The organism is Pseudomonas saliphila (genome assembly GCF_008638345.1).
Taxonomy (GTDB): domain Bacteria; phylum Pseudomonadota; class Gammaproteobacteria; order Pseudomonadales; family Pseudomonadaceae; genus Halopseudomonas; species Halopseudomonas saliphila.
This window is the reverse complement of the sequence record NZ_VTVA01000021.1, coordinates 18573-43806: the sequence shown is the minus strand read 5'-3', so window position 1 is coordinate 43806 and position 25234 is coordinate 18573. Positions and strand designations below refer to the sequence as shown.

31 protein-coding genes are annotated in these 25234 nt (G+C 60.0%); 8 read left to right on the top strand and 23 right to left on the bottom strand.

The window, feature by feature from the left end; translation table 11 throughout:
* Positions 1-84 precede the first annotated feature (84 nt).
* Positions 85-777 carry a histidine phosphatase family protein gene (locus FHK95_RS17900; protein ID WP_150306008.1) on the top strand — a complete coding sequence of 231 codons (693 nt, stop codon included), beginning with the start codon at positions 85-87 and terminating at the stop codon, positions 775-777.
* Here the strand turns inward: FHK95_RS17900 and FHK95_RS17895 are convergent.
* The 13 genes from FHK95_RS17895 to nrdR all read right to left on the bottom strand — a co-directional run bounded on the left by FHK95_RS17895 (position 747) and on the right by nrdR (position 10651).
* On the bottom strand, positions 747-1580 hold the full coding sequence (locus tag FHK95_RS17895; protein ID WP_150306007.1) for a cobalamin-binding protein: 834 nt from the start codon (positions 1578-1580) through the stop codon (positions 747-749). The two genes, FHK95_RS17900 and FHK95_RS17895, sit on opposite strands and share 31 nt — an antisense overlap.
* Complete coding sequence (locus FHK95_RS17890) at positions 1580-2008, bottom strand: hypothetical protein (RefSeq protein WP_150306006.1); 429 nt, start codon at positions 2006-2008, stop codon at positions 1580-1582. The genes FHK95_RS17895 and FHK95_RS17890 overlap by 1 nt, the downstream gene beginning before the upstream one ends.
* Entirely contained in the window at positions 2008-2619 is a 612-nt protein-coding gene (gene ribA, locus FHK95_RS17885) for a GTP cyclohydrolase II (protein WP_150306005.1), read from the bottom strand. Before ribA ends, FHK95_RS17890 begins: the two co-directional genes overlap by 1 nt.
* 101 nt (positions 2620-2720) lie before the next feature.
* Entirely contained in the window at positions 2721-3371 is a 651-nt protein-coding gene (locus FHK95_RS17880) for a retropepsin-like aspartic protease family protein (RefSeq protein WP_150306004.1), read from the bottom strand.
* 74 nt (positions 3372-3445) lie between these two features.
* Positions 3446-3940: a phosphatidylglycerophosphatase A family protein gene (locus FHK95_RS17875; RefSeq protein ID WP_150306003.1), complete on the bottom strand. Its 495-nt coding sequence runs from the start codon at positions 3938-3940 to the stop codon at positions 3446-3448.
* Complete coding sequence (gene thiL, locus FHK95_RS17870; protein ID WP_150306031.1) at positions 3940-4926, bottom strand: thiamine-phosphate kinase; 987 nt, start codon at positions 4924-4926, stop codon at positions 3940-3942. Before thiL ends, FHK95_RS17875 begins: the two co-directional genes overlap by 1 nt.
* Positions 4927-4955: 29 nt before the next feature.
* Positions 4956-5435 (bottom strand): transcription antitermination factor NusB, encoded by a 480-nt coding sequence (gene nusB, locus FHK95_RS17865; protein WP_150306002.1) that lies wholly within the window; start codon positions 5433-5435, stop codon positions 4956-4958.
* Positions 5436-5912: a 6,7-dimethyl-8-ribityllumazine synthase gene (gene ribH / locus FHK95_RS17860; protein ID WP_150306001.1), complete on the bottom strand. Its 477-nt coding sequence runs from the start codon at positions 5910-5912 to the stop codon at positions 5436-5438.
* 58 nt (positions 5913-5970) lie between these two features.
* Positions 5971-7065 carry a bifunctional 3,4-dihydroxy-2-butanone-4-phosphate synthase/GTP cyclohydrolase II gene (gene ribBA / locus FHK95_RS17855; RefSeq protein ID WP_150306000.1) on the bottom strand — a complete coding sequence of 365 codons (1095 nt, stop codon included), beginning with the start codon at positions 7063-7065 and terminating at the stop codon, positions 5971-5973.
* A 22-nt stretch (positions 7066-7087) separates the two neighbouring features.
* Positions 7088-7753 (bottom strand): riboflavin synthase, encoded by a 666-nt coding sequence (locus FHK95_RS17850; protein ID WP_150305999.1) that lies wholly within the window; start codon positions 7751-7753, stop codon positions 7088-7090.
* 35 nt (positions 7754-7788) lie between these two features.
* A complete protein-coding gene (nhaD, locus tag FHK95_RS17845; protein ID WP_150305998.1) occupies positions 7789-9042 on the bottom strand; it encodes a sodium:proton antiporter NhaD in 1254 nt (417 codons plus the stop codon).
* A 9-nt stretch (positions 9043-9051) separates the two neighbouring features.
* The gene (ribD, locus tag FHK95_RS17840) at positions 9052-10185 is read right to left on the bottom strand and encodes a bifunctional diaminohydroxyphosphoribosylaminopyrimidine deaminase/5-amino-6-(5-phosphoribosylamino)uracil reductase RibD (protein ID WP_150305997.1); all 1134 of its coding nucleotides are present in this window, start codon (positions 10183-10185) and stop codon (positions 9052-9054) included.
* A complete protein-coding gene (gene nrdR, locus FHK95_RS17835) occupies positions 10178-10651 on the bottom strand; it encodes a transcriptional regulator NrdR (protein ID WP_150305996.1) in 474 nt (157 codons plus the stop codon). The genes ribD and nrdR overlap by 8 nt, the downstream gene beginning before the upstream one ends.
* A gap of 117 nt (positions 10652-10768) precedes the next feature.
* On the opposite strand from nrdR, the gene FHK95_RS17830 reads away from it, so the two are divergent.
* The 6 genes from FHK95_RS17830 to FHK95_RS17805 all read left to right on the top strand — a co-directional run bounded on the left by FHK95_RS17830 (position 10769) and on the right by FHK95_RS17805 (position 15648).
* A complete protein-coding gene (locus FHK95_RS17830; RefSeq protein WP_150305995.1) occupies positions 10769-11425 on the top strand; it encodes a class I SAM-dependent methyltransferase in 657 nt (218 codons plus the stop codon).
* Positions 11426-11477: 52 nt separating this feature from the next.
* On the top strand, positions 11478-12359 hold the full coding sequence (gene trxA, locus FHK95_RS17825; protein ID WP_150305994.1) for a thioredoxin: 882 nt from the start codon (positions 11478-11480) through the stop codon (positions 12357-12359).
* A 95-nt stretch (positions 12360-12454) separates the two neighbouring features.
* Positions 12455-13099, top strand: a complete 645-nt coding sequence (locus FHK95_RS17820; protein ID WP_150305993.1) for a DUF2796 domain-containing protein — start codon at positions 12455-12457, stop codon at positions 13097-13099.
* A 44-nt stretch (positions 13100-13143) separates the two neighbouring features.
* The gene (locus tag FHK95_RS17815) at positions 13144-13857 is read left to right on the top strand and encodes an ABC transporter ATP-binding protein (protein ID WP_150305992.1); all 714 of its coding nucleotides are present in this window, start codon (positions 13144-13146) and stop codon (positions 13855-13857) included.
* Positions 13857-15119, top strand: a complete 1263-nt coding sequence (locus FHK95_RS17810) for an ABC transporter permease (RefSeq protein ID WP_150305991.1) — start codon at positions 13857-13859, stop codon at positions 15117-15119. The genes FHK95_RS17815 and FHK95_RS17810 overlap by 1 nt, the downstream gene beginning before the upstream one ends.
* A gap of 10 nt (positions 15120-15129) precedes the next feature.
* A complete protein-coding gene (locus FHK95_RS17805; protein WP_178114840.1) occupies positions 15130-15648 on the top strand; it encodes a DUF3299 domain-containing protein in 519 nt (172 codons plus the stop codon).
* Between the two features lie 12 nt (positions 15649-15660).
* On the opposite strand, the gene FHK95_RS17800 is transcribed toward FHK95_RS17805, so the two are convergent.
* The 6 genes from FHK95_RS17800 to FHK95_RS17775 are packed head-to-tail and all read right to left on the bottom strand — an operon-like array spanning position 15661 to position 20500.
* Complete coding sequence (locus tag FHK95_RS17800; protein WP_150305989.1) at positions 15661-16770, bottom strand: tetratricopeptide repeat protein; 1110 nt, start codon at positions 16768-16770, stop codon at positions 15661-15663.
* The gene (locus tag FHK95_RS17795) at positions 16767-17456 is read right to left on the bottom strand and encodes an energy transducer TonB (RefSeq protein WP_150305988.1); all 690 of its coding nucleotides are present in this window, start codon (positions 17454-17456) and stop codon (positions 16767-16769) included. Before FHK95_RS17795 ends, FHK95_RS17800 begins: the two co-directional genes overlap by 4 nt.
* Positions 17456-17875: an ExbD/TolR family protein gene (locus tag FHK95_RS17790; RefSeq protein WP_150305987.1), complete on the bottom strand. Its 420-nt coding sequence runs from the start codon at positions 17873-17875 to the stop codon at positions 17456-17458. Before FHK95_RS17790 ends, FHK95_RS17795 begins: the two co-directional genes overlap by 1 nt.
* 9 nt (positions 17876-17884) lie before the next feature.
* Positions 17885-18400 carry a MotA/TolQ/ExbB proton channel family protein gene (locus FHK95_RS17785; protein ID WP_235906825.1) on the bottom strand — a complete coding sequence of 172 codons (516 nt, stop codon included), beginning with the start codon at positions 18398-18400 and terminating at the stop codon, positions 17885-17887.
* Positions 18393-19739, bottom strand: coding sequence for a MotA/TolQ/ExbB proton channel family protein (locus FHK95_RS17780; protein WP_150305986.1), 1347 nt, complete (start codon positions 19737-19739; stop codon positions 18393-18395). The genes FHK95_RS17785 and FHK95_RS17780 overlap by 8 nt, the downstream gene beginning before the upstream one ends.
* Complete coding sequence (locus FHK95_RS17775) at positions 19736-20500, bottom strand: DUF3450 domain-containing protein (protein ID WP_150305985.1); 765 nt, start codon at positions 20498-20500, stop codon at positions 19736-19738. The genes FHK95_RS17780 and FHK95_RS17775 overlap by 4 nt, the downstream gene beginning before the upstream one ends.
* A gap of 194 nt (positions 20501-20694) precedes the next feature.
* Between FHK95_RS17775 and FHK95_RS17770 the strand changes: the two genes are divergently transcribed.
* Complete coding sequence (locus tag FHK95_RS17770; RefSeq protein ID WP_150305984.1) at positions 20695-21375, top strand: OmpW/AlkL family protein; 681 nt, start codon at positions 20695-20697, stop codon at positions 21373-21375.
* Between the two features lie 50 nt (positions 21376-21425).
* Here the strand turns inward: FHK95_RS17770 and FHK95_RS17765 are convergent, their stop codons facing one another.
* The 4 genes from FHK95_RS17765 to FHK95_RS17750 all read right to left on the bottom strand — a co-directional run bounded on the left by FHK95_RS17765 (position 21426) and on the right by FHK95_RS17750 (position 25199).
* Positions 21426-22304: a sugar nucleotide-binding protein gene (locus FHK95_RS17765; protein ID WP_235906828.1), complete on the bottom strand. Its 879-nt coding sequence runs from the start codon at positions 22302-22304 to the stop codon at positions 21426-21428.
* Between the two features lie 101 nt (positions 22305-22405).
* The gene (locus FHK95_RS17760) at positions 22406-23083 is read right to left on the bottom strand and encodes a histidine phosphatase family protein (protein WP_150305982.1); all 678 of its coding nucleotides are present in this window, start codon (positions 23081-23083) and stop codon (positions 22406-22408) included.
* A gap of 213 nt (positions 23084-23296) precedes the next feature.
* A complete protein-coding gene (gene ssb, locus FHK95_RS17755) occupies positions 23297-23815 on the bottom strand; it encodes a single-stranded DNA-binding protein (protein ID WP_150305981.1) in 519 nt (172 codons plus the stop codon).
* A gap of 28 nt (positions 23816-23843) precedes the next feature.
* On the bottom strand, positions 23844-25199 hold the full coding sequence (locus FHK95_RS17750) for an MFS transporter (protein WP_150306029.1): 1356 nt from the start codon (positions 25197-25199) through the stop codon (positions 23844-23846).
* Positions 25200-25234: the final 35 nt, after the last annotated feature.

The following is a 25234-nucleotide window of genomic DNA, read 5'->3' as shown; positions in this document are numbered from 1 at the left end:
AATTACCTAATGTTTATCGCTGACAACTTCCTGCAATAAAGACTGTCGATACTTGGGCTAACTCCCAACTCTCGGCAGTCGTCCATGTTGAAAAACCGTACCCGCGCACTCATCGTCGTTCCCTTGCTCGCTATCTCCTGGCTGGTTTACGCAGGTCTCGACAGTACGCCTGAACCCGAAGAGGCCTTCCAGACGCTGGTTTTCCTGCGACATGCCGAAAAACCCACCGGTGGCCTCGGGCAACTGAACTGCCAGGGTCTGAATCGTTCCCTGGCCCTGCCCGCATTGCTCCCGGAACGCTTCGGCGCGCCTGATTACGTATTCGCCGCCAATCCCGACAGAAGGGTGGAGGAAGGACCGGACGACGAGGAGTTCAACTACCTGCGGCCGCTGCTGACCATCGCACCCACCGCCATTGCGCACGGGTTGCCAATCAACACTGAGTTCAATGCGAACGACGTAGGCGACATCGTCGAAGAGCTGACCGAACCGCAGTACCGCAACAGCACCATATACACTGCCTGGTCACGGGGCTACGTATCGGAAATCATGAACGAGCTGCTGGATGAGGTCGACGCAGACGAAAGCCTGAACGTCGCGCGCTGGCACCGGGAAGATTTCGACAGTGTCTATGTCATCAAATTGCATTGGAGAAATGGAGTGGCCAAGGCGTCGCTGGAAGCTCAAGCGCAAGGCCTGAACGATACCGGATCAGCCTGTCCCGGCGAGACGCAGCAAGCAACGCCTCAGTTGGCGGTCCGCGACAATTCGCGCTGACGCGCGATCAATGTGCACAGCTGCCCGACCCCATCCAGCACATCCGGCGTGGGTCGAACCAGGCGATCACTGTCCAGCACATGCAGCCCGTCCTGACGAACCGCATTGAGTTGCGGAAAACGCCGCCAGCGATCGAGCCATTCCGTGACCGCCTTGCCTTCGTCTGCCAGCACCAGAATCAGATCAGGGTTGGCTGCCAGCACACCTTCTCTGCCCACCTGCGGGGCCAGGCCCGGCAAGGCCTCAAACACGTTTAACCCCCCGCAATGGTTCACCGCATCGCCGATCAACTGCTTTCCGCTGACGGTATATATCGGATCGTCCCAGAGCTGGATGAATACGCGGGGCGCATCGGCGTCTGCCGGTACCGCGAGCTGCGACAGCGCGGCCTTATAGCGCTCATTCAGCTGGGCAGCGCGCTCGGTAGCATGAAGCGCCTCGCCCAACTGCTCGACCGTCGCGGCAATGCTTTCAAGAGTTTTAGGATCGAAGCGCAGTACCCGGATGCCCCAGCTTTCCAGACGGCTAAGCAAAGCCGGGGGGTTACCGGAATCCCAGGCCAGTATCAGGTCGGGTTTCTGCTCGACGATCAGCTCCAACGACAGGCTCTGATGGCCGCCGACGCGCGGAATATGATCAAGTTCAGGGGGAAGCTGTCCATCGTCCAGCACGCCCACCAGTTGCCCTGTTGCATCGAGCATGATGACCATGTCAGTGAGAAAGGGCGCCAGACTGATGACCCGCTCGGCAGCAGACAGGCAGACACTCTGGAACAGCAGGCCAGCGACTAGCCAGCCACGCATCACTGCATCCGGGCAGTCGGAGGACGATAGAGCAACATGGCGCCCTGGCTCGCCAGCACCAGCAGAACCAGCGGTACGATTTCACCCGCAGCAACGTAGTGCAGCATGCCGATCCAGCCGGGGAGTTTTGCATTGAGCAAACCAAGCAACTGTTGATGATGCAACCTTGCCCAGGCTTGCTCCGTTGCAGCAGAGTCACTGCTGTTATCGGCTTCAATCAGCGCGAACCGGTACTGACGGAAGCGCCACACGGTGAGGAATATGCTGGCCAGCCCAACCATGAAGATCGGCACTGCAGCAGTGTCCAGCACAGGCTGCCAGTCATCGCCGAGCAGCCAGACCAGTGCAATAGGTAACAGCAATGAAGCGGCGCATTGCATGCGCCAGTTACGCTGAAGCGCTTTCCAATGCGTGTGAGTATCAACCATCACTCTGCCTCGGCCTGATGAAATTTGCCGAGTAGATGCCCCAGCTTGCCGGCTTTGGTCGCCAGATACTTGCTGTTATGCGGATTTTCCCCGAATTGCAGCGGTAACCGCTCGACGACGGGGATGCCGTAGCTTTCCAACGCACTGACCTTGCGCGGATTGTTAGTCAGCAGCTTGAGACTGGTGATTCCCAGGTGAGCGAGCATCGGCTTGCAGATGGCGTAGTCGCGCTGGTCCGCACTGAACCCCAACTGCACGTTGGCTTCTACTGTGTCCGCACCATTGTCCTGCAGGTGGTACGCACGAATCTTGTTCATCAGGCCAATGCCCCGCCCTTCCTGACGCAGATAGAACAACGCACCACGCCCTTCTTCCGCGATCGCCTGGAGCGCAGCCTCCAGCTGAAAGCCGCAATCGCAACGCAGGCTGAATAACGCGTCACCGGTCAGGCACTCGGAATGCAAGCGCCCCAGCACCGGGAGACCGTCCGCTACATCGCCCATGGTGAGCACTACGTGTTCCTTGCCGGATCCGGGTTCGAGAAAACCGTGCATGGTGAAAGTACCCCATTTGGTGGGGAGCTGGGATGACGCGACGAAGGTGACAGGCACACCGGTCTCCTGTATGGACCACTGCAATAAACGGGCATACATGTTACCAGAGTGGCGGAGGCGCGGCGATTACAGTCTGGGCGAAGCGAAGCGCACAGGGCTCAATATCGGCGCTCCATTACCAGGGTATTGCCTTCGTCGATCATACGAAGCCGGCTGAGAAAGCTCATACCCAACAATACTTCGGTGGGGTGTCCGCCTTCCAGCACCATGCCCTCGATATTCTGCAGCTCAATTTCACCGACCTTGATACGCTCCAGTCGGACCCGGTAGCCGGCCGTGATGCCGCTGGCGGTGGTCACGCCGACGCGGGTACCGGTGACTTTGTAGTCGATGCCCAGGCGCCGCGCATGACCAGAGTTCATCGCGACGGTGGTGGCCCCGGTGTCGATCAGAAAGGGCACGCCATGACCGTTGATGGAGCCCTGGATGCGGAAATGACCGCCCTGCCCGCGTGGCACGACCACACGCTGCTGCTCCGGCTCGGTGTGGCTTTCGCTGTAATCAGTCTGCAAGCTAAAGTCCCGCGGGGCGCCATTGATAGCCAGGCGGGCAGTGTTGCTGTTGGCTGAGAGCAGTTCGACGCCCTGCGGCCCCGGCTTGCCAACTCGCAGCATATGCCGCTGGCCGTCGATGGTGACCACCGCCGCGCCAGCAAACAATCCCACCACCCGTACCGAGGGGTCTGCCAGCGCGGGGGTGATGATCCATAGCATGGAAAATATCAGTGCACAGCGGTTTGCAATGTTCATTGAGCGGCATCCATTGTCAGTCTCAAGGCAGTGCGGCGAACAGGTCAGTCGTCTTCGCGCCTATTACCTGGCGATCAGATCCGACCCAGGGCGAATTCGGCGATCAATAGCACCAGTAGCGCCATGAACCCCGCGAGTACATCGTCGAGCATGATACCCAGCCCGCCGTGAACCTTTCTATCTACCCAGCCGATGGGCCAGGGCTTCCATATATCAAACAAGCGGAACAGCAAAAAGCCGGCGATCAACCATCCCCAGCCAACTGGTGCCAGCCATAGGGCTATCCATACGCCGACAAACTCGTCCCACACGATACCACCATGGTCATGCACACCCAGATCCGCTGCAGTGCGGTGGCACAACCAGATTCCCAGTAACGTGCTGAGCACCAGCACCAGGCTGTAACCGCCTGGAGGCAGCTGTTGCCAGAGCAACACGAAGGGCATCGCCGCCAGTGTACCGAAGGTGCCGGGGGCTTTGGGCGCAGCACCGCTGCCGAAACCGAATGCCAGGAAATGGATAGGGTTGCGCCAAACAGAGGCGGGCGTCGGCTCGCGTGGGTCAGCCATCAGGAAGCTCCTTGAAAATGGTTATAGCCGGCAGGCCGCCCGACGCGTTGCGGCCCCTGCCCCTCATCCAGCCAGACGCCATCGCCGGACTGGATCTCGCCGATAACGCTGACACACCAGCCGCGGGTTCGCCACTCATCAATACGCGCACGCTGGGCTGGCGGCAGGCTGAATAGAAGCACGTATTCATCACCGCCGCCGAGCATCCACTGCAATCGTTGGGAGGCAGGCCAATGGGCAAGGGCTGGCGAGTGCGGCAGGTCGACGGCTCGAATATGCACGGCGATGCCGCTGCTGCTGGCAAGATGACCAGCATCAGCAAGCAACCCATCCGAGACATCCAGGCCAGCCGTGGCGATACCCGCCAACGCCTGGCCCAGCTCGCATTGCGCGCGTGGACGCCAGAAGCGCTGGTAAAGATAGTCTCGCTCGGACGCCGACAGCGTGGCAGGGAGATCCTGCCCCAGCGCCACCGCCAACCCTCCCGCGCCATCGCCCAGCGGACCGCCGACACACAGCAGATCGCCAGGCTTGGCGCCAGCCCGCTGCAAGCCCAGTCCATGCAGGACGTCACCGAATACGGTCACACCAATATTCAGCGGGCCACGGGTGGTATCGCCGCCAATCAGACTGATCTCAAACGCCTGCGCCGCCTCGGCCAGACCGCGGGCAAAATCCCGTAGCCATGCTTCGTCCACACTGGGCAGGGTCAGTGCCAGCGTAAAGGCCAGGGGGCGGGCAGCCATTGCCGCCAGATCACTGACAGCAGCCGCCAGAGCGCGGTAAGCCAGATCATCGGGTGAATAACGGGAGGGGAAGTGTGTGTCCTGCACCAGCGAGTCGGTGGAGATTACCAATTGCCGGCCGGACGGAATATTCAGCAAGGCCGCGTCATCGCCAATACCTAGCGCGACAACCGACTGATCGCCGGCCCTTTCCAGGGCGGCGCCCCGGAAATAGCGTTTGATCAGCTCGAATTCACCCAGCGGCATGGCTGTGGCTCCTGCCGTTGACGTCAGCGACCCCGGCGGGGTGCGCCAACTTCGGCACTGCGCAGGCGCGGCGCCAGCTTGTCGAGGATACCGTTAACGTATTTATGGCCATCTGTGGCGCCAAAAATCTTGGCCATCTCGATGCCTTCATTGATGACGACCCGGTAGGGAACGTCGATGCGCTTGCTCAGCTCGTAGACGCCGATGCGCAATACGGCCAACTCGATCGGGTCCACGTCCTTGACCGCTCGGTCCAGTACGCTGTCGAGATAACCATCCAGCTCAGTGAGGTTACGCGGAACGCCCGTCAGCAACTCATGGAAATAGGCGCCATCCACCTTGCTGAAGTCGTTGTCAGTGCGAAACTGGGCCTCGATATCAGACAGCGGCATACCCGCAATCTGCCAGGAGTAGAGCGCCTGCACTGCCATGCTGCGTGCCTTGCGGCGCGCTGAAGCCTTGGGTCGTCCGGGTGCAGGCGATTGCTGATCGGAATCGCTCACTTAAGCCCCCAACTGCTTGATCACGCTGACCATCTCGATAGCAGACATAGCCGCTTCAGCGCCCTTGTTGCCGGCTTTGGTGCCGGAGCGCTCAATGGCCTGCTCGATGCTGTCGACAGTCAACACGCCGAAGGCTACCGGTACGCCGAAGTCCAGTGACACGGAACCCACCCCTTTGACGCATTCACCGGCGACGTATTCGAAGTGCGGCGTGCCGCCACGAATGACTGCGCCCAGGGTGATGATGGCGTCGAAATCCTTGAGCTCAGCTACCTTCTGCACCATGAGTGGAATCTCGAAGGCGCCCGGAACCCGAACAATGGTGATATCGGCTTCCTTCACACCGTGGCGCTTGAGGGTATCAATCGCGCCAGCGACGAGGCTTTCCACTACAAAGCTGTTGAAGCGACCGACAACCAGGGCGTAACGTCCGCCGGCTGCAATGAAATCGCCTTCAATGGTACGGATAGCAGTCATGTTTACTCTCTCTTAAAGAACCGGCTGCACTCCATGGCGCAGCCGCAAATCAATGCGTTTATTCGCAGGGCAGATATTCTACTACTTCCAGGTCGAAACCGGATATGGCATTGAACTTCATCGGCGTGGACAACAGGCGCATCTTGCGTACGCCCAGGTCCCGCAGAATCTGTGAACCCGCGCCGACAGTGTTGTAGGTCGCCGGACGCCGCGCGGGGGCTTCGTCACCGGTCAGTTGCCTGACGTGGTACAACAGCTCTTCGCCGTTCATCTGATTACCCAGCAGCAGCACTACGCCGTTGCCCTGCTCGGCCAGTTTGGCCATGGCAGCGCGCAGACTCCAGCGGCCCGGTTGCTTGACCATGAACAGATCGCGGAGTGGATCCATGTTGTGTACGCGTACCAACGTCGGCTCTTCCGGCTCGATGTTGCCGAGGGTCAGGGCCAGGTGCACAGAACTGTCCAGGCTGTCGCGATAGGTGACCAGGTTAAAGCTACCCAGTTCGGTATCCAGCGGCTGTTCAGACAGCCGCTTCACGGTGTGTTCGTTGAGCAGACGATAGTGAATGAGATCGGCAATGGTGCCGATTTTCAGACCATGCTCCTCGGCGAACACTTCAAGCTCGGGGCGGCGTGACATGCTGCCATCCTCGTTCATGATCTCGCAGATAACGCCGGACTCACCAAATCCAGCCATCCGCGCCAGATCACAGGCCGCTTCGGTATGTCCAGCCCGCGCCAGCACACCGCCGGGCTGAGCCATGAGCGGGAAAATGTGGCCCGGGCTGACAATGTCTTCCGCGACCGCGTCACGCGCTGCGGCAGCCTGGACGGTTCGCGCCCGATCGGCTGCAGAGATGCCTGTCGTGACACCTTCGGCTGCTTCGATCGACACGGTGAACTTGGTCCCGAAGCCTGAACTGTTGCGCTGTACCATTAATGGCAGTTTGAGCCGTTCGCAATGCTCCAGGCTCATCGGCATACAGATCAGACCGCGACCGTGCCGGGCCATGAAGTTGATATGCTCTGCCTGACAGGCTTCAGCGGCCATGATCAGGTCGCCTTCGTTCTCGCGGTCTTCGTCATCCATGAGGATGACCATCTTGCCAAGACGAATGTCTTCGACCAGTTCTTCAATTGTGTTCAGATTCATAAGGCCCTCCCAGGCTCGCAAATCAGGGCTTGAGAAAGCCGTTTTCGGCCAGAAAAGCCAGATTAATGGTGCTGTCCGAACCAGATTCGGCCGCCTTGTCGCCGAGTAGCAGGCGTTCGAGATAACGGGCAATGACATCCACTTCCAGGTTGACCGGATGCCCGGGCTGATACTCGCCCATGACGGTCTCCTGGAGGGTATGCGGCACGATGTTCAGATCGAACACAGCGCCATCGACCGCATTCACGGTCAGACTGGTGCCATCGACGGTGATGGAGCCCTTCTCGGCGATGTATTTGGCCAGAGCGGCCGGCGCCTCAATACGAAAGCGCACAGAACGCGCTTCTTCATCACGGGACAACACATGCCCGACACCGTCGACATGGCCGCTGACCATATGGCCGCCCAGACGCGTGCTTGCCGTCAGCGCTTTCTCCAGGTTGACCTGGCTGCCGGTTTTGAGCCGGGTAAATGCGGTACGGCGCATGGTTTCCTGGCTGACATCCGCCCAGAAACCGTCGCCAGGCAGTTCCACTGCCGTCAGGCACACGCCGTTAACGGCGATACTGTCGCCGAGTTTTACATCGGCAAGATCCAGTTTGCCGGTCTTCACATACACTCGCACGTCACCGCTGCGCGGCTGCATGCTCTGAATTTGACCCACCGCCTCGATAATGCCGGTAAACATAGACGCCTCTGTTGGGGTTGGATATCAGTGCGCGATCATTCGATCATCAATCCGGTTAAATATACCGCCACGAAACCGACGGCGAAGGAAAGGAATAGCAGGCCGAAACTGCGCAAATAGGACATGAACGTCAGCCCCGGCACCTTGCTCATTGCTACGATGCCCGCGGCGGAGCCAATTATAAGCAGGGAACCCCCCACTCCGACAGCATAAGTCAGCCCCATCCACTCGGCGACGCTCATTTCCAGGTCGGATTTCAATAGCGCGGCGGTCAAGGGGACGTTGTCGATCAGCGCCGACAACACCCCCATCAGGAAGTTGGCCATCAGCACCGGCACCACGTCATACAACGCGGTGAGGCCATGTAGCACACCGATAAACTGCAACATGCCGACCAGCAACAGGATGCCGAGGAAGAACAGCAGCGTCTCGAATTCGATGGCCCGGATATATTCGAGGATCGGATCCTTGGAGATATCTTCGTTGAGAAAATGTGCCACGAGAAACATCAGCGCCAAACCGCCAAGAAAACTGAGAAGCGGCGGAATCTCGAACAACAGACTGCCGAGAATAGTACCCATAATGGTCAGAAGAAAAATGGTCGCAATGACCCGCTCTACCCTTTGCGAGTGCACCTTGGAGCTCTTGTCGATGACCACCTGATCGTTCATGCCGATCGATAACAGCGACGCCAGCAACAGCACCGCAGCCAGTGACGGAACAATGAGAAATAACAGATGGGTTATCTCGAGTTTTCCGGCGAGAAATATCATCAGGGTAGTGACGTCACCGGTAATCATCGCCACGCCGCCTGAGTTCACCGAGAACACCACCAGTGTGGCAAATCGCAGTGTCTTGCGCAGCTCCAGACGCAGGCTCAGCACCAGCGCCATGGACACCAGCGTGGCGGTGATATTGTCGGCGATGGAGGAAAACGCAAAGCAGAATATAGCCGTAAGAAACAGCAGCTTACGCTCACTGACATGGGTCGGCAGTATCTTGAAGATGACGCTGTCGATGAGACCTTTCTTATTCAGATACGCCACAAAGGTCATGGTCGCCATCAGGAACAGCCAGAGGCCGGCGATATCCAGGATATTGTGGTTCAGCGCCTCCTGCACCCTGGCGCGGGCCAGCTCATCCGGTGCGGCAATAAACATCAGAATCCACGCCAGCGTGCCGAAGAACAGCACCACCATCGCCTTGCTGACGTGGGTGATCTCCTCCAGCACCACGCCTGCCACAGCCAGCACGGCCAGCAGAATCAGAACGACTTCTAATGCACTCATATCACTATCTCAGGAAGGGAAAGCCGGTCGCGCAGTAATACGCCAGTCTCTGCCGACGGCGCGCATATCGATGATGTCGAGGTCTTGAACTTCACTCATGGTATCGAAGGGCAGCTCGATCAACGGGCGGCCGCGACTGCCCAGCAAGCGGGGGGCCAGATACACAACCAGTTCATCCACCAGTCCAGCTCGGTAGAACGCGCCCGATAGACCGGCGCCGGACTCGATCAGCACCTCATTGCAGCCACGGCTGGCCAGTTCGAGCAGCAGGGCGTGAAGATCGACCTGTTCGCCTGCTTCGTCCGGCAGTGACAACAGCTCGGCACCGGCGAAACCATAATCCGGGGCACGCCCGCGCTGCATGCGACAAGCGACCAATACGGGCCCGGACTGGCGAAACAGTCGGTTCTCCAGTGGCACCCGCAGTCTCCCGTCGACCAGCACCCTGAGCGGCTGGCGTGCCGCGGCAGCGATTGCTTCGGCTTCGGGCAATCCCAGTTCGGTCGCGCGCACGGTCAGTGCCGAATCGTCCATCAACACGCTGTCGGCGCCGCTGATCACCGCGCCGCTGCGTGCGCGCAGGCGCTGCACATCACCTCGGGCATCAGTACCAGTTATCCACTGGCTTTCACCGCTGGCCATCGCGGTGCGTCCGTCGAGGCTCATCGCCAGTTTCATGCGTACCCAGGGCAGTCCGGTTTCCATGCGCTTGATGAAACCGGGATTGAGCGCGCGAGCCTCACTCTCCAGCACGCCGCACTGCACATCGATACCTGCGGCGCGCAATCGCTTAAAACCTCGACCCGCTACCTGTGGATTGGGATCCTGCATGGCGGCAACCACTCGGCTGACGCCCGCCTTGATCAAACCGTCAGCGCAGGGCGGCGTCTTGCCGAAGTGGCTACAAGGCTCAAGGGTGACGTAGGCGGTGGCGCCCCTGGCGTTTTCTCCCGCCATCGCCAGCGCATTGACCTCGGCGTGGCCTTCACCAGCCTGCACGTGCCAACCTTCACCGACGATCACGCCATCGCGCACCACTACACAGCCCACCCGCGGATTAGGCTCGGTGGTATAGAGCCCGCGCGCGGCCAGTTGCACCGCGCGCGCCATAATCTGCTGATCGAATATGTCCGGTTCAGACATCCGGTTCAGCCTTTTCACGGCGCGACAGGCGTTCGATTTCTTCACGGAACTGGTCGAGGTCCTGAAAACGGCGATACACAGAGGCAAAGCGGATATAGGCCACTTCATCCAGTTGCTTGAGCTCATCCATGACCATTTCACCGACCACCATGGCCTTGATCTCCCGCTCACCGGTGGCGCGCAGTCGATGCTTGATACGACTGATTGCCGCCTCGATCTCTTCGACGCTGACCGGGCGCTTCTCCAGCGCACGCAGCAGGCCAGCACGCAGCTTGTCTTCATCAAAGGGCTGACGGCGGCCGTCCTGCTTGACCAGCCGCGGCATGACCAGCTCGGCTACTTCGAAGGTAGTGAAACGTTCCTGACAGGCCATGCACTCGCGGCGACGGCGCACCTGGTCACCGTCGGTCACCAGTCTGGAATCGATCACCTTGGTGTCGTGGGCGCCACAGAAAGGACAATGCATGGGACGGATCCTGGATTCGAGGATGAAATAACGGGCCCCATGTTACTCCCAACCCGGCTGCTAATAAATCGTTGCGAAGGGTTACACTGTCCGCTCACTCACTCACCAGACTGCTACATGTTGTTGAATCAACTCGAATCTGCGCTACATGAGGTATTGACTGACGCCCGACTGGTACCTACGGAGCTGCCAGGACTGCCGGAGTTGCGCCTGTGGCTACTTGACCCGGCCAACCTTGATCGCGCCTTTGCCGAACAGGAGACCCGCGCCCTGCTGCACAAGCCGCCCTACTGGGGGTTCTGCTGGGGCAGCGGTCTGGCGCTGGCCCGCTGGGTGCTGGATCATCCCGAGCAGGTCCGTGGCAAACGGGTACTGGATTTTGGTGCCGGTTCGGGCATCGTCGCCCTCGCCTGTCGCGCCGCCGGTGCCAGCGCCAGCATCGCCTGTGATCTGGACGTCCCGGCACGCTGGGCCAGCCAATTGAACGCCGAACTCAATGAACTCGACATCGAGCTGGCGGAGGACTTCTTCGCAGTCGGCGGCGAACTGGATATGATCCTGGCTGCCGATGTGCTTTACGATGCGGAAAACCGCGTGTTCCTCGATCACTTCGCTGCGCGCAGCAATCAGGTGCTGGTCGCCGACTCGCGCGTTCGCAATCTCCACCATCCGGGCTACCAACGTCTGGGCACCATGCCAGGCCAGACGCTACCTGATCTGGGCGAGCCGCTCGAATTCCGTCAGGTGGCACTCTACGGCGCGGGTCTTGAATAACGCCCAGCTGCCACCATATTAAACCGATAGCCAACAGTCATCCGGAAACCCCATGAGCCAATCGCCCTACATTTTTGATGTTACCGCCGAGGATTTCGACCGCTTCGTTCTGGAAAACTCCTTCCATAAACCGGTGCTGGTCGACTTCTGGGCCGACTGGTGCGCGCCCTGCAAGGCATTGATGCCCGTACTGGCATCCATCACCGAGAGCCTCGCCGGCGAACTTCTGCTGGCCAAGGTGGACTGTGACGCCCAGGCGGTACTTTCGGAGCGTTTCGGCATCCGCAGCCTGCCGACCGTTGTGCTATTCAAGGACGGTCAACCGGTCGATGGCTTCGCGGGTGTAGAGCCTGAAAGTGCTATTCGCACGATGCTCGAACCGCATCTTGCTGCGCCCACCGAAGCGCCACAGAACGACCAACTGGATACTGCTGGCCAGGCGCGCGAGCTGATCACAGCCGGCGCCTATCAACAGGCACAGTCGCTGTTGCAGCAGGCCATTGCCGAGCAACCGGATGATGAGCTACTGGTACTGTTGGCCGAAGCGCTGGCAGGGGATGGCCAACTCGACGACGCTGAGCAGGTCATTGGCTCGGTGAAGGATCAGGATGCCCATAAACAGGCCATCAAGGGATTGCAGGCGCAGATCACTTTTTTGCGCGAGGCCGCCGGCTTCCCGGATCGCGCCTCGCTGGAGGCACGCCTCGCTGCGGACGCCAGGGACAGCGAAGCGACCTATCAGCTGGCCATACTCGATCTGGCCAACGGCGAGTACGAATCCGCGCTCGCTGCGTTACTGGGTCTGTTCCAGACAGATCGCGGTTATGCCGATAACAGCCCGCAGCGGAGCATGCTGCAGGTATTCGATCTGCTCGGAAACGCCGACCCACTGACAATCCAGTATCGGCGCAGGATGTATCAGGCTCTTTATTGAGCCGGATGTTTCTATATCAAACCAGCTGAGTGGACCCTTGGTGAACGATAAGTTATAAGATAACATCCTGGTTTCGTTTCCCGAGGTTCTCCGTCATGCGCACTGCACCGTTCTTGTTCGTCACATTGCTCAGCAGCTTCGTCGCCGCGACGTATGCCCACGATCACGGCGAGCACGCCCATTCGCACGGGCATGCAGAGGACAACCAAGGTGACAGCCTGTCCGCGCATCAGCATGGTGTCGCGGCGCTCAATCTGATTGTTGACGGGGATGTGGTTGAGATCGAGCTGGCTAGCCCGGCGGATAACCTGATCGGTTTTGAATACCTGCCCTCCACTGCGGCGGACATCAAAACAGTGAAGGACACCATGGCTTTTCTGGGCGAGCCCCAGCGCCTTTTCGCATTTCCCGCCGCTGCAGGCTGCACGTCCACTGAGGTCGAACTGAAAAGCCCAATTTTTGAAGCAGTCACAGCATCAGACCCTGGCCATGGCCAGAAGGCTGACGATCACGATCACGATCACAGCGAACACCCCGCGGATCATGACGACAGCAAAACACATAACGATATCGAAGCGCATTACCGCTTCGCCTGCGAAAATACCGCTGCCCTGGATCGGGTCGAGGTGAAGCTGTTCGAAGCCTTTCAGAATACCGAAAAACTGATCCTACAGGCCGTTGGCGCGCGCGGGCAGCAGGGTGGCGAGCTGACGCCGGCCAGCAATCTCATCCGTTTCTGATTGATAGTTTCGTTGCCCCGGATTCGCCTGACCTTGAGTACTCCATGCTAAACGCGCTGATCGACCTGAACGCCACGACCTATGCCTGGCCGGGGCAACCGACGTTGCTGGATATCGAGTCGTTTTCACTGCTCGCAGGTGAGAAAGTCTTCCTCAAGGGGCCATCGGGCAGCGGCAAGACGACACTGCTTGGGCTCTTGGGTGGTGTGTATGTGCCGCAATCCGGGACCATCGAGCTGTTGGGACAGAATCTGGCAAGCCTGTCAGCAGTCCAGCGCGATCGATTCCGTGCCGATCACACCGGTTACATCTTCCAGATGTTCAACCTGCTGCCTTATCTCTCCGTCGTCGAAAACGTCACGCTGCCCTGCCGTTTCTCCACCCTGCGTCGTCAGCGGGCACTTGAGCGTCACAGCGATCTGACAGTCGCAGCGCTCGACCTGCTCAACGGTCTTGGCCTGGCTGATCCGGCATTGCTTGCACGCCGGGTCACCGAGCTGTCTATCGGGCAACAGCAGCGCGTGGCGGCTGCCCGAGCACTTATCGGCAGTCCGGAACTGGTGATCGCGGACGAGCCGACTTCGGCACTGGACGCGGACAGTCGCGAGGCCTTTTTACGCCTGCTGTTTGCCGAGTGCGATGCCGCGGGCAGCAGCTTGTTATTTGTCAGTCACGACTCATCACTGGAAGCGCTGTTTGATCGGGCGCTGTCATTGCGCGACATCAACCGCGCTGCAACTGCTCCGGAGCTGACCTGATGTATCTGCTGCAACTGGCGTTCAAAAGCCTCGGCAATCGGCGCTTCTCCGCCATTCTGACCGTTCTCGCAATCGGACTGAGCGTGACGCTGCTCCTGGCGGTGGAGAAGGTTCGCACGGAAGCCCGTGCCAGCTTCGCCAGCACCATTTCCGGCACCGACCTCATCGTTGGCGCACGCTCCGGCTCAGTGCAGTTACTCCTCTATTCAGTATTCCGGATCGGCAACGCCACCAATAACATCCGCTGGGAGAGTTTCGAGCATTTTTCCGAGGATCGCCGGGTCGACTGGGCCGTGCCTATCTCACTGGGTGACTCCCACCGCGGCTTTATGGTCATGGGCACCAATGGCGACTACTTCGAGCATTTCCGTTATGGCCGTCGCCAACCGCTGGCTTTTAAGGCTGGCGCCCCATTTGATGATCTCTATGATGCGGTGCTTGGCGCCGATGTGGCGCGAGAACTGGGCTACGATCTGGACACTGAAGTGGTGCTCGCCCATGGCACGGGCGCAGTGAGTTTTGTCGATCATGCTGACAAGCCGTTTCGCGTAACCGGCATTCTGGAAAAAACCGGCACCCCGGTAGACCGCACCGTGCATATCAGCCTGCAGGGCATGCAGGCGTTGCACGTTGACTGGCAACAAGGCATGCCCGCTCGCGGCGCCGCCAACGTCAGCGCTGAGGCTGCACGTGAGCTGGACCTGACACCCAAGGCCATCACCGCGATGCTGGTGGGCCTCAAAAGCCGCATCAGCACCTTCGCGGTACAGCGCGATATCAATCAGTACAACGGCGAACCGTTGCTCGCGATCCTGCCGGGTGTCGCTCTACAAGAGTTGTGGAGTCTGCTGGGGGTGGCGGAAAAGGCGCTGCTGGTTGTGTCGGGGTTTGTCGTGCTCACTGGTCTAGTGGGGATGCTGACCGCGATTCTCAGCAGCCTGAACGAACGCCGCCGGGAGATGGCCATTCTGCGCTCGGTTGGCGCCAAGCCCCGGCATATCTTCGGTCTGCTACTGCTGGAGGCCGCCAGCCTGGCTCTGGCAGGCATTCTTCTGGGCCTGGGGCTAATGTATCTGGGGTTGTGGGTAAGTCAGCCCTTTATCCTGACCCAGTACGGGCTCTACGTCCCCATCACGCCGCCGGGTATGTATGAATGGGGCCTGCTTGCCGCTATTCTGGCGGCCAGCGTTCTTATGGGCAGCGTACCGGCCTGGCGGGCCTATCGGCAATCGCTGGCCGATGGCCTGTCTATCCGCACTTGAGAGGAACAGCATGCATCCTGGCACCCTGGCACTGAGCGTTTTTTTAACCCTTTTCGCCCTGACAGCTCAGGCAGCTGAAGAACTGAGCTGGGACGACCTGATACCGCCCGAAGTCCGCGAGATAATGGAAATGGCGCCGCCCGTATACGATCTGGCCGATATGGCTGATGGTCTGTCGGACGAAGACTTTGACGGTCCGCTGGTGCAGATAGAGCGTTCAGCGCCAGTCGTGGCGGAGTTGAACGGTCGTGAGGTCAAGTTGCCTGGTTACATCGTGCCGCTGGGCTTTACCGCGGAGGGTGAGGTGAATGAGTTTCTGCTGGTCCCTTACTTTGGTGCCTGTATTCACGTGCCGCCACCGCCGTCCAACCAGACTGTGTACGTGAAGAGTAAAAAGAGTATCAAGCTCGAAGAGCTGTATGAGCCGTTCTGGGTGACCGGTGCCATGCAGGTGGAACATGTAGAGAGCGAGCTGGCCAACGCCGGGTACAAGATTGTCGCCTCCGTTATCGAGCCCTACGTATATTGAGCCAGCCGCTGATCAGCTGTTGTTCTCGTCCTGGGCACTACGGGCATAGTCGCTCCACTGGCGAATCTGGCGCTGCTGCTCGGCGTTAGCGCCAGCTTGGGCCCGTTCCAGGCTGGCAAGCAGGGCGCTCCACTCCCCCGCCTCCAACTGTATGCTCGCCAGCCGCAACCAGTGATCGGCTCGCCCGCTTGCTGTCGCCAGGTTCGCCCAGGCGGCCCTGGCCCGCTCGCGATCCCGCGCCTGATGCCATAGTTGCGCCAGCCGTTCACTGCGCGCCGCATCACCCGCCAGCAGCCGTTCATCGAGCAGGGCTTGCAGCAGACGTGCGGCTTGCCAGGGCGCTCCGGCGCGCACCTGCAGCGCCACCAGGTTATCCAGATCGGACTGACTAAAGCGGATACCCGACTCGTAGGCCAAGCGCAGTGTTGCAGCGGCAGCCACCTGCCGGCCGCCCTGACTCTGAACGCCGGCCAGTTGCCGCCAGTACTGCATGTTGCCCGGCTCGCGCTTGAGCAACACCTTGAGCCAGCGCTCCGCTTCGCGGTAGCGTTCCAGGCGCTGGTTCATCCCGGCGAGCAACTGATACCAGGTTGCTTCCACCCCCGGCTCCGCCGTTACCACCTGCTCGGCGATGGGTATGGCCTTACTGTACTGCTGTAACCGACTGTAGGCCTGAACCAGTAGTCGCTTTGGCTGGTTACCCAGGGGCTGCTGTGCATGTTCGCGCTCCAGCAAGGTAACGGCTTCACGGTAGCGCTCCTGCATGATCAGCAGCTGCGCCAGGTTGATCCGGTCTTGTCGCGCTGCGTCAGCAGACAGCTGATCATGTGCCAGCGCCTTGCGCAGCCAATCAATCGCTTCGGCGTTGCGCTCGCGGGCGATGGCCAGATAACCGAAACGCTGCTCAATCAACGCGCGCTCCAGACTACCGTCCCGCGATTGCTCCAAAGCAGTTTCCAGCCGCGAAAGCGCACGGGCATAGTCGCCGGCTTGCTGAGCCTGTTGCGCCGAATTCAGTGCGCTGAACACGCCAGGGTTGATGGCCTGCTGAGCTTGCGCCGCGCCACTCCCAAGCAGCACGCACAAAACCACAGCTTTCAGAGAATGACGCGAGCGATTCATCGACGTCCTCCATCGAGTTTGAAGTACAGCGTCTTGGTGGCTTCCCTGGCCACCGGCTGGCCATTTTCTCGCCGGGGCGCAAACCGCCAACGGCTCGCCGCCCGACGCGCTTCGCGATCGAACACACCCTTGGGCTCGGCGTGCGTCACCCGCAGGTTATCCACCCTGCCCTCGGCAGTAATGGTAAAGGCCAGCGTGACTTCGCCCTCAATACCGGCCGCCAGCGCCCGCTGCGGGTAATTAGGCGGAACGTCATTGATGGGCGTGACTTCCTCCGACAACGACGGTTCGGCGTCCATCGCTGGCGCGGAGACCGGAGCCGGTGGGGTGCTTTCGACCTCCGCGGCGGTAAGTCCCTCAAGCCGGGGCGCAGTGCTCAGGCTGATCTGCGCATCGATGCTCGGCACCTCGATATTCAGGTCCAGTTCAGCAGTGACCTGCGGTTGCTGTTGTGGCGGCGTTGGCTGCGGGGTTGGCTCGGGTGGCTGCGGGCGTTCCGGCGCTTCACGCGGCTGGCGCTCCCGGCTTTCGCTGGTCGTGTCGCTAACACTGCGAACAAAGCTCACCCGCGCCAGCTCCTGATCCGGCGCGCTGTCGTCACGCGGCGGCATCACCAGCACCACCATCAGTGCGAACAGCGCCAGGGCAATCAGCACTGCACCGAGAAAACTCAACAGCAATCGCATCAGCGGTTGCCGTTGCCGGCGGTGGCAGCCAGCGCGACATCCTGCACGCCAGCCAGGCGCACCTGATCCATCACCTGGATGACCAGACCGCTACGGGAATCCTGGTCGGCCTGAACCACCACGCTGCTATCGGGCTGATCCACCCGCATGCGCTCTACGGCCGCACGCACGGCACGGATATCCACTTGCTGGCCGTCCATCCAGATTTCACCGTTCGGACTCACCGCAATCAGGATGTTGCCCTTGGGCTGTTCCGTGGCGCTGGCGGCCGAGGGCGTCTGCACGGTGATACCGGCTTCCTTGATAAAGGAGCTGGTCACGATGAAAAAGATCAGCATGATGAACACGATATCGAGCATCGGGGTCAGATCGATCCCGGCTTCTTCATCGTTGGTGGCGGTATGTCTGCGCATGCGCATAAATAAATCCTAGTCGTGACGCAGTTTGTCAGTCAGGCGCTGGAAGGCGCGACGTGACTGTTGATCCAGCCGTGCCAGACAGAACAGCCCGCTGATGGCGATGACCATGCCGGCCATGGTCGGTACGGTCGCGCGGGATACCCCCGAAGCCATGGCGCGCGGATTGCCATTACCACTCAGGCTCATGACGTCGAACACCTGAATCATGCCGGTGACCGTGCCGAGCAGCCCGAGCAGCGGGCACAGGGCGATCAGCACCCGCACCATCGGCACGCTGCGGTTGAGCCGCAATTGCGCCTGCGACAGCCAGGCAGTGCGAATATGCCGCGCTGCCAGGCTGCCGCGTTCGGTCCGCGCCAGCCAGTTACTGCGCAGGTCGCGGGCCTCATTGGGAAACACCCGGGCGAGAAACCACAAGCGCTCAAGCATCAGCGTCCAGAGCAGCACAGTGGCGCACAGAATGGCCCACAGCACCCAACCGCCGCTGTCAAAAAAGTCCTGCAGATGCAGCAGGCCTTCACTCACCCTTGCGCTCCTCGCCACCCAGATGCAGCGCGATCAGACCGGCACTTTGCTGTTCCAGCACCTGAATCAGCGCCTTGCTGCGCGCGGCGACCAGGCCATGCAGGAACAGCAACGGAATCGCCACCACCAGCCCCAGTACGGTGGTGACCAATGCCTGGGAGATCCCTCCGGCCATCAACTTCGGATCACCGGTGCCATACAGGGTGATCGCCTGGAAGGTGGCAATCATGCCGGTGACTGTACCCAGCAGACCCAGCAGCGGCGCAACGGCAGCCAGCAGCTTGATCAGCCCCTGCCAGCGATCGAGTTTGGGCGTTTCCTTGAGGATCGCTTCGTCCAGCTTGAGCTCCAGTGTGTCCAGCTCCTCGAGCTTCGGCTGGTTGCCGATAACACCGAGTACACGGCCCAGCGGATTGTCGTCGCTCAGTCGATCCAGATTGTCGATTTGTCGGTCGACCCGCGCGCTGGTGCGCTGCAGCCATACCAGCCGCGCGAGTGCCAGTAGCAAACCGAGCACACCCAGTGCCATTATCACGTAACCCACCACGCCGCCCTGTCGTGCTCGTTCCATTAGCGACGGGGTCAGTTGGATCTGTTGGATCACGTTGCCGCGGGTGGGGTCGATCTGCAGGTCAGCCAGCGTGTCGCGGGGTGCCACGAAATCGTCGATCAGTCCGCGCCCGCCCGGCTGCCGAGCCGCGACCAGCAAGCGATCGGCTTCGGGCTGGTAAATAAGATAATGGTCATCCTGCAGCGCAGTGAAGGGCCCGACGCTGACCACCGGCAGGGTCTGCTGTTCGCCATCCAGACCCACCACGGGCGCCTCGAACCGGCTGACCTTGCCGCTTGCGGTCATGTCCTGCTGAAGCATGAACCAGAACTGTTCAAGCGATTCGATGGTAGGGATACCACGGCTCTGCGATAGCGCATCAAGCCTGTTCATGCGCTCAGGGAACTGCAGATTCAACAGCGAATCCTGCCACTGGCTCTGGGTATCGCCGGCAATCTGCCGCACCACGCCAAAGAGTTCGCCAAGATTGCCACTGCGTTGCGCGAGTTCTGCCTCACCTTCAGCCAGGGCTGTTTCCAGCTCGTCGAAGGCTGTTTTCAACCGGTCAGCCTCGGCTTGTATTTCGGCAAGCTCACTTTCAGCCGCTTCTACCCGGCTTTGTTGCTGGTCCCGCTCGGCAAGAAACGCCGCTTCACGTTCCTGCATCACCTGCTGTTCCTGGCTACGCACTTCGCGGATATCACGCAGCAGTTCGTCCAGGTTGACAGGTTGGGCCTGAGCCAACGGCACCAGCGCCGCGAGCACACAACTGATGACCAGACGCTTCATGGGGCATCTCCCTGCGGCTCTACTGGAGGCAACGGCAAACGCAGCATGACCGGCGTCTGTTGCTGATGAGCGATATTCAGCCCCTGCTGAAGGGTGCGGTGATAATCGTCCGACAGCTCAGCCCAATCGCTTCCGGCGGCGTCCCAATACCCCTGACGACGACCATCAAGCGTCTGATAGAACAGCATCACCCGGCCCAAACGCAGGAAGTCGACGACGCGCTGACTGCCATCCACCTCCAGCGGACCGCGCCAGGCTTCGAGCGTGCGACCGTAGTCACTTTCGATCTGGTAGGCCTCGAGCACGCGGCGGTATTTCTCCGCCACGCTGACATCGGGTTGCGCCATCAGGTCGCGCAGCTGCCCGAGGCGCTCGTTGCGCTCTTCCAGTTGAAACGGCACATCAAGCGAAACGAATGTTTCCAGCGAATAAAGCATGCGCTGCAGCATGGGCAGCACTTCACGCTGGGTTTCCTCGATGCTCGCCAGCTGGGTCTGCAGCGACTCGAGTTCACCGCGCTGAGTCTGCACCATCTCGGCAAGCTGCTTGTTGTAATCCCCCAGCTGCTCACGCTGCTGTATGGCCTGGCGATAACGTTGCAAGGCGTCCCGGGTGGCGTCGTCCAGCGCATCGATGCGTTGCTGGGAATCGCGGGCCTCGCCCATCAGTCTTTCGCTTTCAGATAGCGCTTGATCGCCAGCATCCTGCGCCAGCAACGCACCTGGCATGCAAGCCAGGATCAATAACCAGACAACCTTCATTAAACCTCTCCGAGACGCCGGCTCGATTGAGTCCGACCACAAAAGAGACTCATTATCATCTGTGCGCCGACAGACTTCAACCGCATGTGGCGCACCGTCGCATGACAGAGGGCGCGTCAATTGCTCCAGATCAATATTTGGGTGCTGTGAACCACGTAAAGTCCGTCCATCGATACCTACCCAGGAGTACCTACATGTCACGCTTCGCTACCAAACTCGTCGCCAGCCTTCTTATTGCTCCAGCATTACTCGCTACCGCGGTCGCTCAGGCTCACCAGGCCGGTGACGTTATCGTTCGCGCCGGTGCAATTACGGTTGATCCACGGGAAGATAGCTCAGCCATTGAAGCAGCCGGAACGTCTCTCGGCGGCAAGGCAACGCTGGATAGCAACACTCAGTTAGGCCTGAACTTTGCCTACATGCTGACCGATAATGTTGGGATTGAGTTGCTGGCAGCGACGCCGTTTAAACATGACGTTGGCGTGGCGGGTTTGGGAGCTCCGTTTGACGGGAAATTAGGCACTATCAAACATTTACCGCCTACCCTAAGCGCCATCTGGTATCCAATGCAGAGCAACTCGGCGTTCCAGCCCTACGTCGGCGCAGGCGTAAACTTTACCTGGTTCTTTGATGAAGACGTCGGTAGCGACGCAGAAAACAGAGGTTATGATGGTTTGAGGCTGGAAAACTCATGGGGCTTGGCTGGCCAGGTCGGCGCCGACTTCACGCTGACAGAAAACGTCATGCTGAACGCGCAGGTCCGTTACATCGATATCAGCACGACCGCTAAAACAAGCTTCAGCGGTCTGCCCGTTGAAGTCGATGTCGACGTCGATCCATGGGTCTACATGGTCGGTCTGGGCTACAAGTTCTAAGTAGTCTCACCCTGCTACAACCAAACGGCCGCTGATGCGGCCGTTTGTCGTTAGGCAGATTCGACGCTCTTGAGCAGCTCTGGCAGCTGGCTACGCCATGAACGCGGCTTGATGCCATAGGTCATGAGGATCTTGCGGCTAACCAGGGAGGCGTTCTGCGGTTCGAGCCCTGCCATCGGTGTGGTATTGAACGGCATGGGATGAATCACCGGATCCTTGTCCAGCCGGTGGGTGGCCAGCAGCTCCTGGGTCACGCTCTGGGCAAAGCTGATCCAGGTGGTGGGCTCAGTACTGCCGTAATGGTACACACCGTGTACCGGCGCCTCGCAGTCCAGCTGCTTGAGTACTGCCAGCATGACCCGCGCGGCATCCGCCACGGGCGTCGGATTGCCCCGCCACTCTTCCGCGAGCTGCACAGGATCCTGGTGCTGCAATTGATTGAGCAGTCGACCGAGCTGCCCGTCAGGCGAACTATCAAGCAGCCAGCTGAAGCGTAGAATCAGATGTCTGTCGCTGACACTGCGGATCAGGCTCTCTAACGCCGCTTGCAACTCGCCAACCGATTCACCTGGTGCAGGTTTGTCCCGCTCGGTATAGGTGGTTTTCTTCAAACCATCAAACACTCTGGTGCTCGACACCATAAAGGAGGTGATACCGCGCGACGAGCATGCCCTGATCAATTGCTCACCATAAGCCCGCTGGCTGGCCAGCTGCGGCTCATTGTGCAGGCTCAGCTGAAATTGCTCGTGGTAGTAGGCAAGATCGATGACGAGGTCTGGCTGAAAGATATCGAGGCAATCGTCTATCGTGCCTGCCAACCAGCCATCCTTTGGACGTGCTGGTGCATCGATCCTGATTGACTCTGCCGCCGCCTGGGATAATAAGGCCTGTCCCAATCGGGACTCCCCTCCAAGCAGCAATACCCGCATTCGCATCCACTCGCCCTTGTTTCTACTCGTAGTCGCACATTGTGCAGTGTTTCGCCTGCTCCCGTCACCCCGCCGGAGCTGGCGGAGCACGAACGTGACGCTCAGGCGTGGGTGATCAATGATTGCCGGTCGGGCCGATCAAGATGCGGAACGCTGTTGAAGCCGCACAAACGCATTGAGCGCGCGTTGAAAACGCAATGTATCAACGCAGTGTTACGGGTTTGCAGGTTGAGTTCGATCATGGTTTCGCAGGGTGCCTGCAACAACTGGCGCATCACCATCGCGATCGCACCGCCGGAGCTGACTGCGAGCACGCGCTTGCCAACGCACCGCGCCATCAGATCCTCACGCAGGCGCTGTATCCGGTCTTCAAAGGTAGCCCAGGTCTCCGGCAACTCGCCTTCCAGCTCGCCCCGCGACCAGAGAAGAATTCCTTTGCGCAGCTGCTTGAAAAAGTCCGCTATCGCCGGCTTTTCGGGTAGTTTTTCATCCGGAAACTGCGCGCTATAGGCTGCCCGAATAGAATGGAAATCGAATTCGTTCAACTCTTCAAATACTTCGAAGGTCGGGTCGGATAACCCCAGCCCTTGGCATATCCCTTCGGCGGTCTCACGTTGGCGCACCATATTGCCAATGAGCATGTGATCGAAGTGCATATCGCGCTCGCGAAAATATTCGCCAAGCAGTCGGGCCTGTTCATGCCCTGTCTCGGATAGCTTGTCGTAGTTGTCGGAGCCAAACGAAGCCTGGCCATGGCGTACAAAATACACTTCGGACATCGGGGTCTGTTCCTGTTCCATCGCAAGCTGCACTGCTGCGTTAATCCTCGACCAAATTAGCCAAAGAGCTCTATTGTCTGCCTCGCACCGAACCAGACTCCGGCGCGGCTGCGCCAGTGTACGAAGCTGTCCCGCTCTATATCAAAGGCAAAAGAAACCCCGCAATGGCGGGGCTCTTCGGCAGAAATTTTACACGTTCTACTAAGGTGACTCCTAGAACGGGATGTCATCATCAAAACTGTCGTAGTCCGGCGCAGGCTGCTGCGGTGCCTGTTGAGGGCGTTGCTGCTGCGGGGCCGACTGCTGCTGGGGCGCAGCTTGTTGCGAATGCTGGGGAGCTTGACGCTGGGGCTGCTGACGCGGTGCCGCTCCCTGTTCGCCGCCCTGCGGACGCCCGTCGAGCAACTGCATCTGGCCACCGATATCGACAACAATCTCGGTGGTGTAACGCTTGACGCCGTCCTTTTCCCACTCGCGGGTCTGCAGGCGTCCTTCGATATACATCTTCGAGCCCTTGCGCACGTATTCACCAACGACTTCAGCCAGACGGCCAAAGAACACCACGCGGTGCCATTCGGTGCGTTCCTGCTGTTGCCCGGTCTGCTTGTCCTTCCAGCTGTCACTGGTTGCAAGGGTCACGTTGGCAACCGCATTGCCGTTGGGTAGATAGCGCACATCCGGATCGCCGCCTACGTTACCAATTAGAATTACCTTGTTGACGCCTCTGGCCATCTCATTAATCTCCTGTGTACTGCCTGATTCAGGCCGGACTCAACACGCGGTCCAGCTGCTCACGATTCAGCACTTGAATGTCTACTTTGATGTATGCAACGGCTTCTTCCGCCACAATAACCGCCTCAGCCACGCCCGGTACGGCAAGTATTCGCCGGAGCAGATCCTCATCCTTGACTAGCTCGAGGGGCAACGGCAGACGGTAGCTGATTACATAGGCTGGTTGACGCATCTTAACACCAATCAGCAGCCATGAAAGGGCAAGCACGGCGCAGCAGACGAATACCCCGCCCAAGCCGTAGGCCCCGTATACCGCGCCGCCCAGGACCCCGCCCAGCGCGGCCCCAATGAACTGACTGGTAGAGTAAATACCCATTGCCGTGCCCTTCGCACCCGCCGGGGCGAGCTTGCTGAGCAGTGACGGCAGGGTGGCTTCGAGCAGATTGAAGCCGATGAAATACAACACGATTGCCGCAACCAGCCAGCCCAGCGAGGCCATGCTCGCCCACAACATCGGCTGCACCAGTACCAGCAACAGAATCGCCCCCAGTACCACCTGCTTCACGCGTCGCTGGCGTTCCGCATAGATGATGCATGGCACCATGGCCGCGAACGAGACCAACAGCGCAGTAAGGTACACCCACCAGTGCTGTTCGCTGGGCAGGCCTGCTTGCTCGCTGAGCGCCAGCGGGATGGCGACGAAGCTTGCCATCAGAATCGCATGCAGTACGGCGATGCCATAGTTCAGCCGCCATAGCTCGATATTACGCAATGCAGGCAGCACGGCGGCACGGGCAATGCCTGCGTCGCGGTGCTGCACCACGTCAGCCGGCGGCGCCGGCACCGCCCACAGCACCAATACCATTCCCGCCAACGCCAGCAGGGTGGTCACATAGAACACTCCCTGCAAACCTGCCATGCTTGCGATCAGCGGGCCGGCCACCATTGCCAGGCCGAAGGACACGCCAATGCTCATGCCGATCATCGCCATGGCTTTGGTACGATGCTGCTCGCGGGTCAGATCAGCCACCAGAGCCATGACTGCTGCGGCAATGGCGCCGGCGCCCTGCAGGACGCGGCCGGCGATCACGCCTTGAATACTGTCGGCCTGCCCGGCCACCAGCCCGCCAAGGGCAAACAATACCAAGCCACCCACGATAACCGGCTTGCGCCCGATACGGTCGGACAACATGCCGAAAGGAATTTGCAGAAAGGCCTGGGTAATGCCGTAGGCGCCAATCGCCACCCCGATCAACAGCGGCGTCGCGCCATCGAGCGCCTGACCGTAGATAGCGAGAACCGGCAGGACCATAAACAGTCCGAGCATACGGAAGGCAAACACCGCTGCCAGCGATGCGGCGGCGCGACGCTCGGCGGGCATCATGCTATCGGACTGATTCAATGGATACTCCTGCCTGA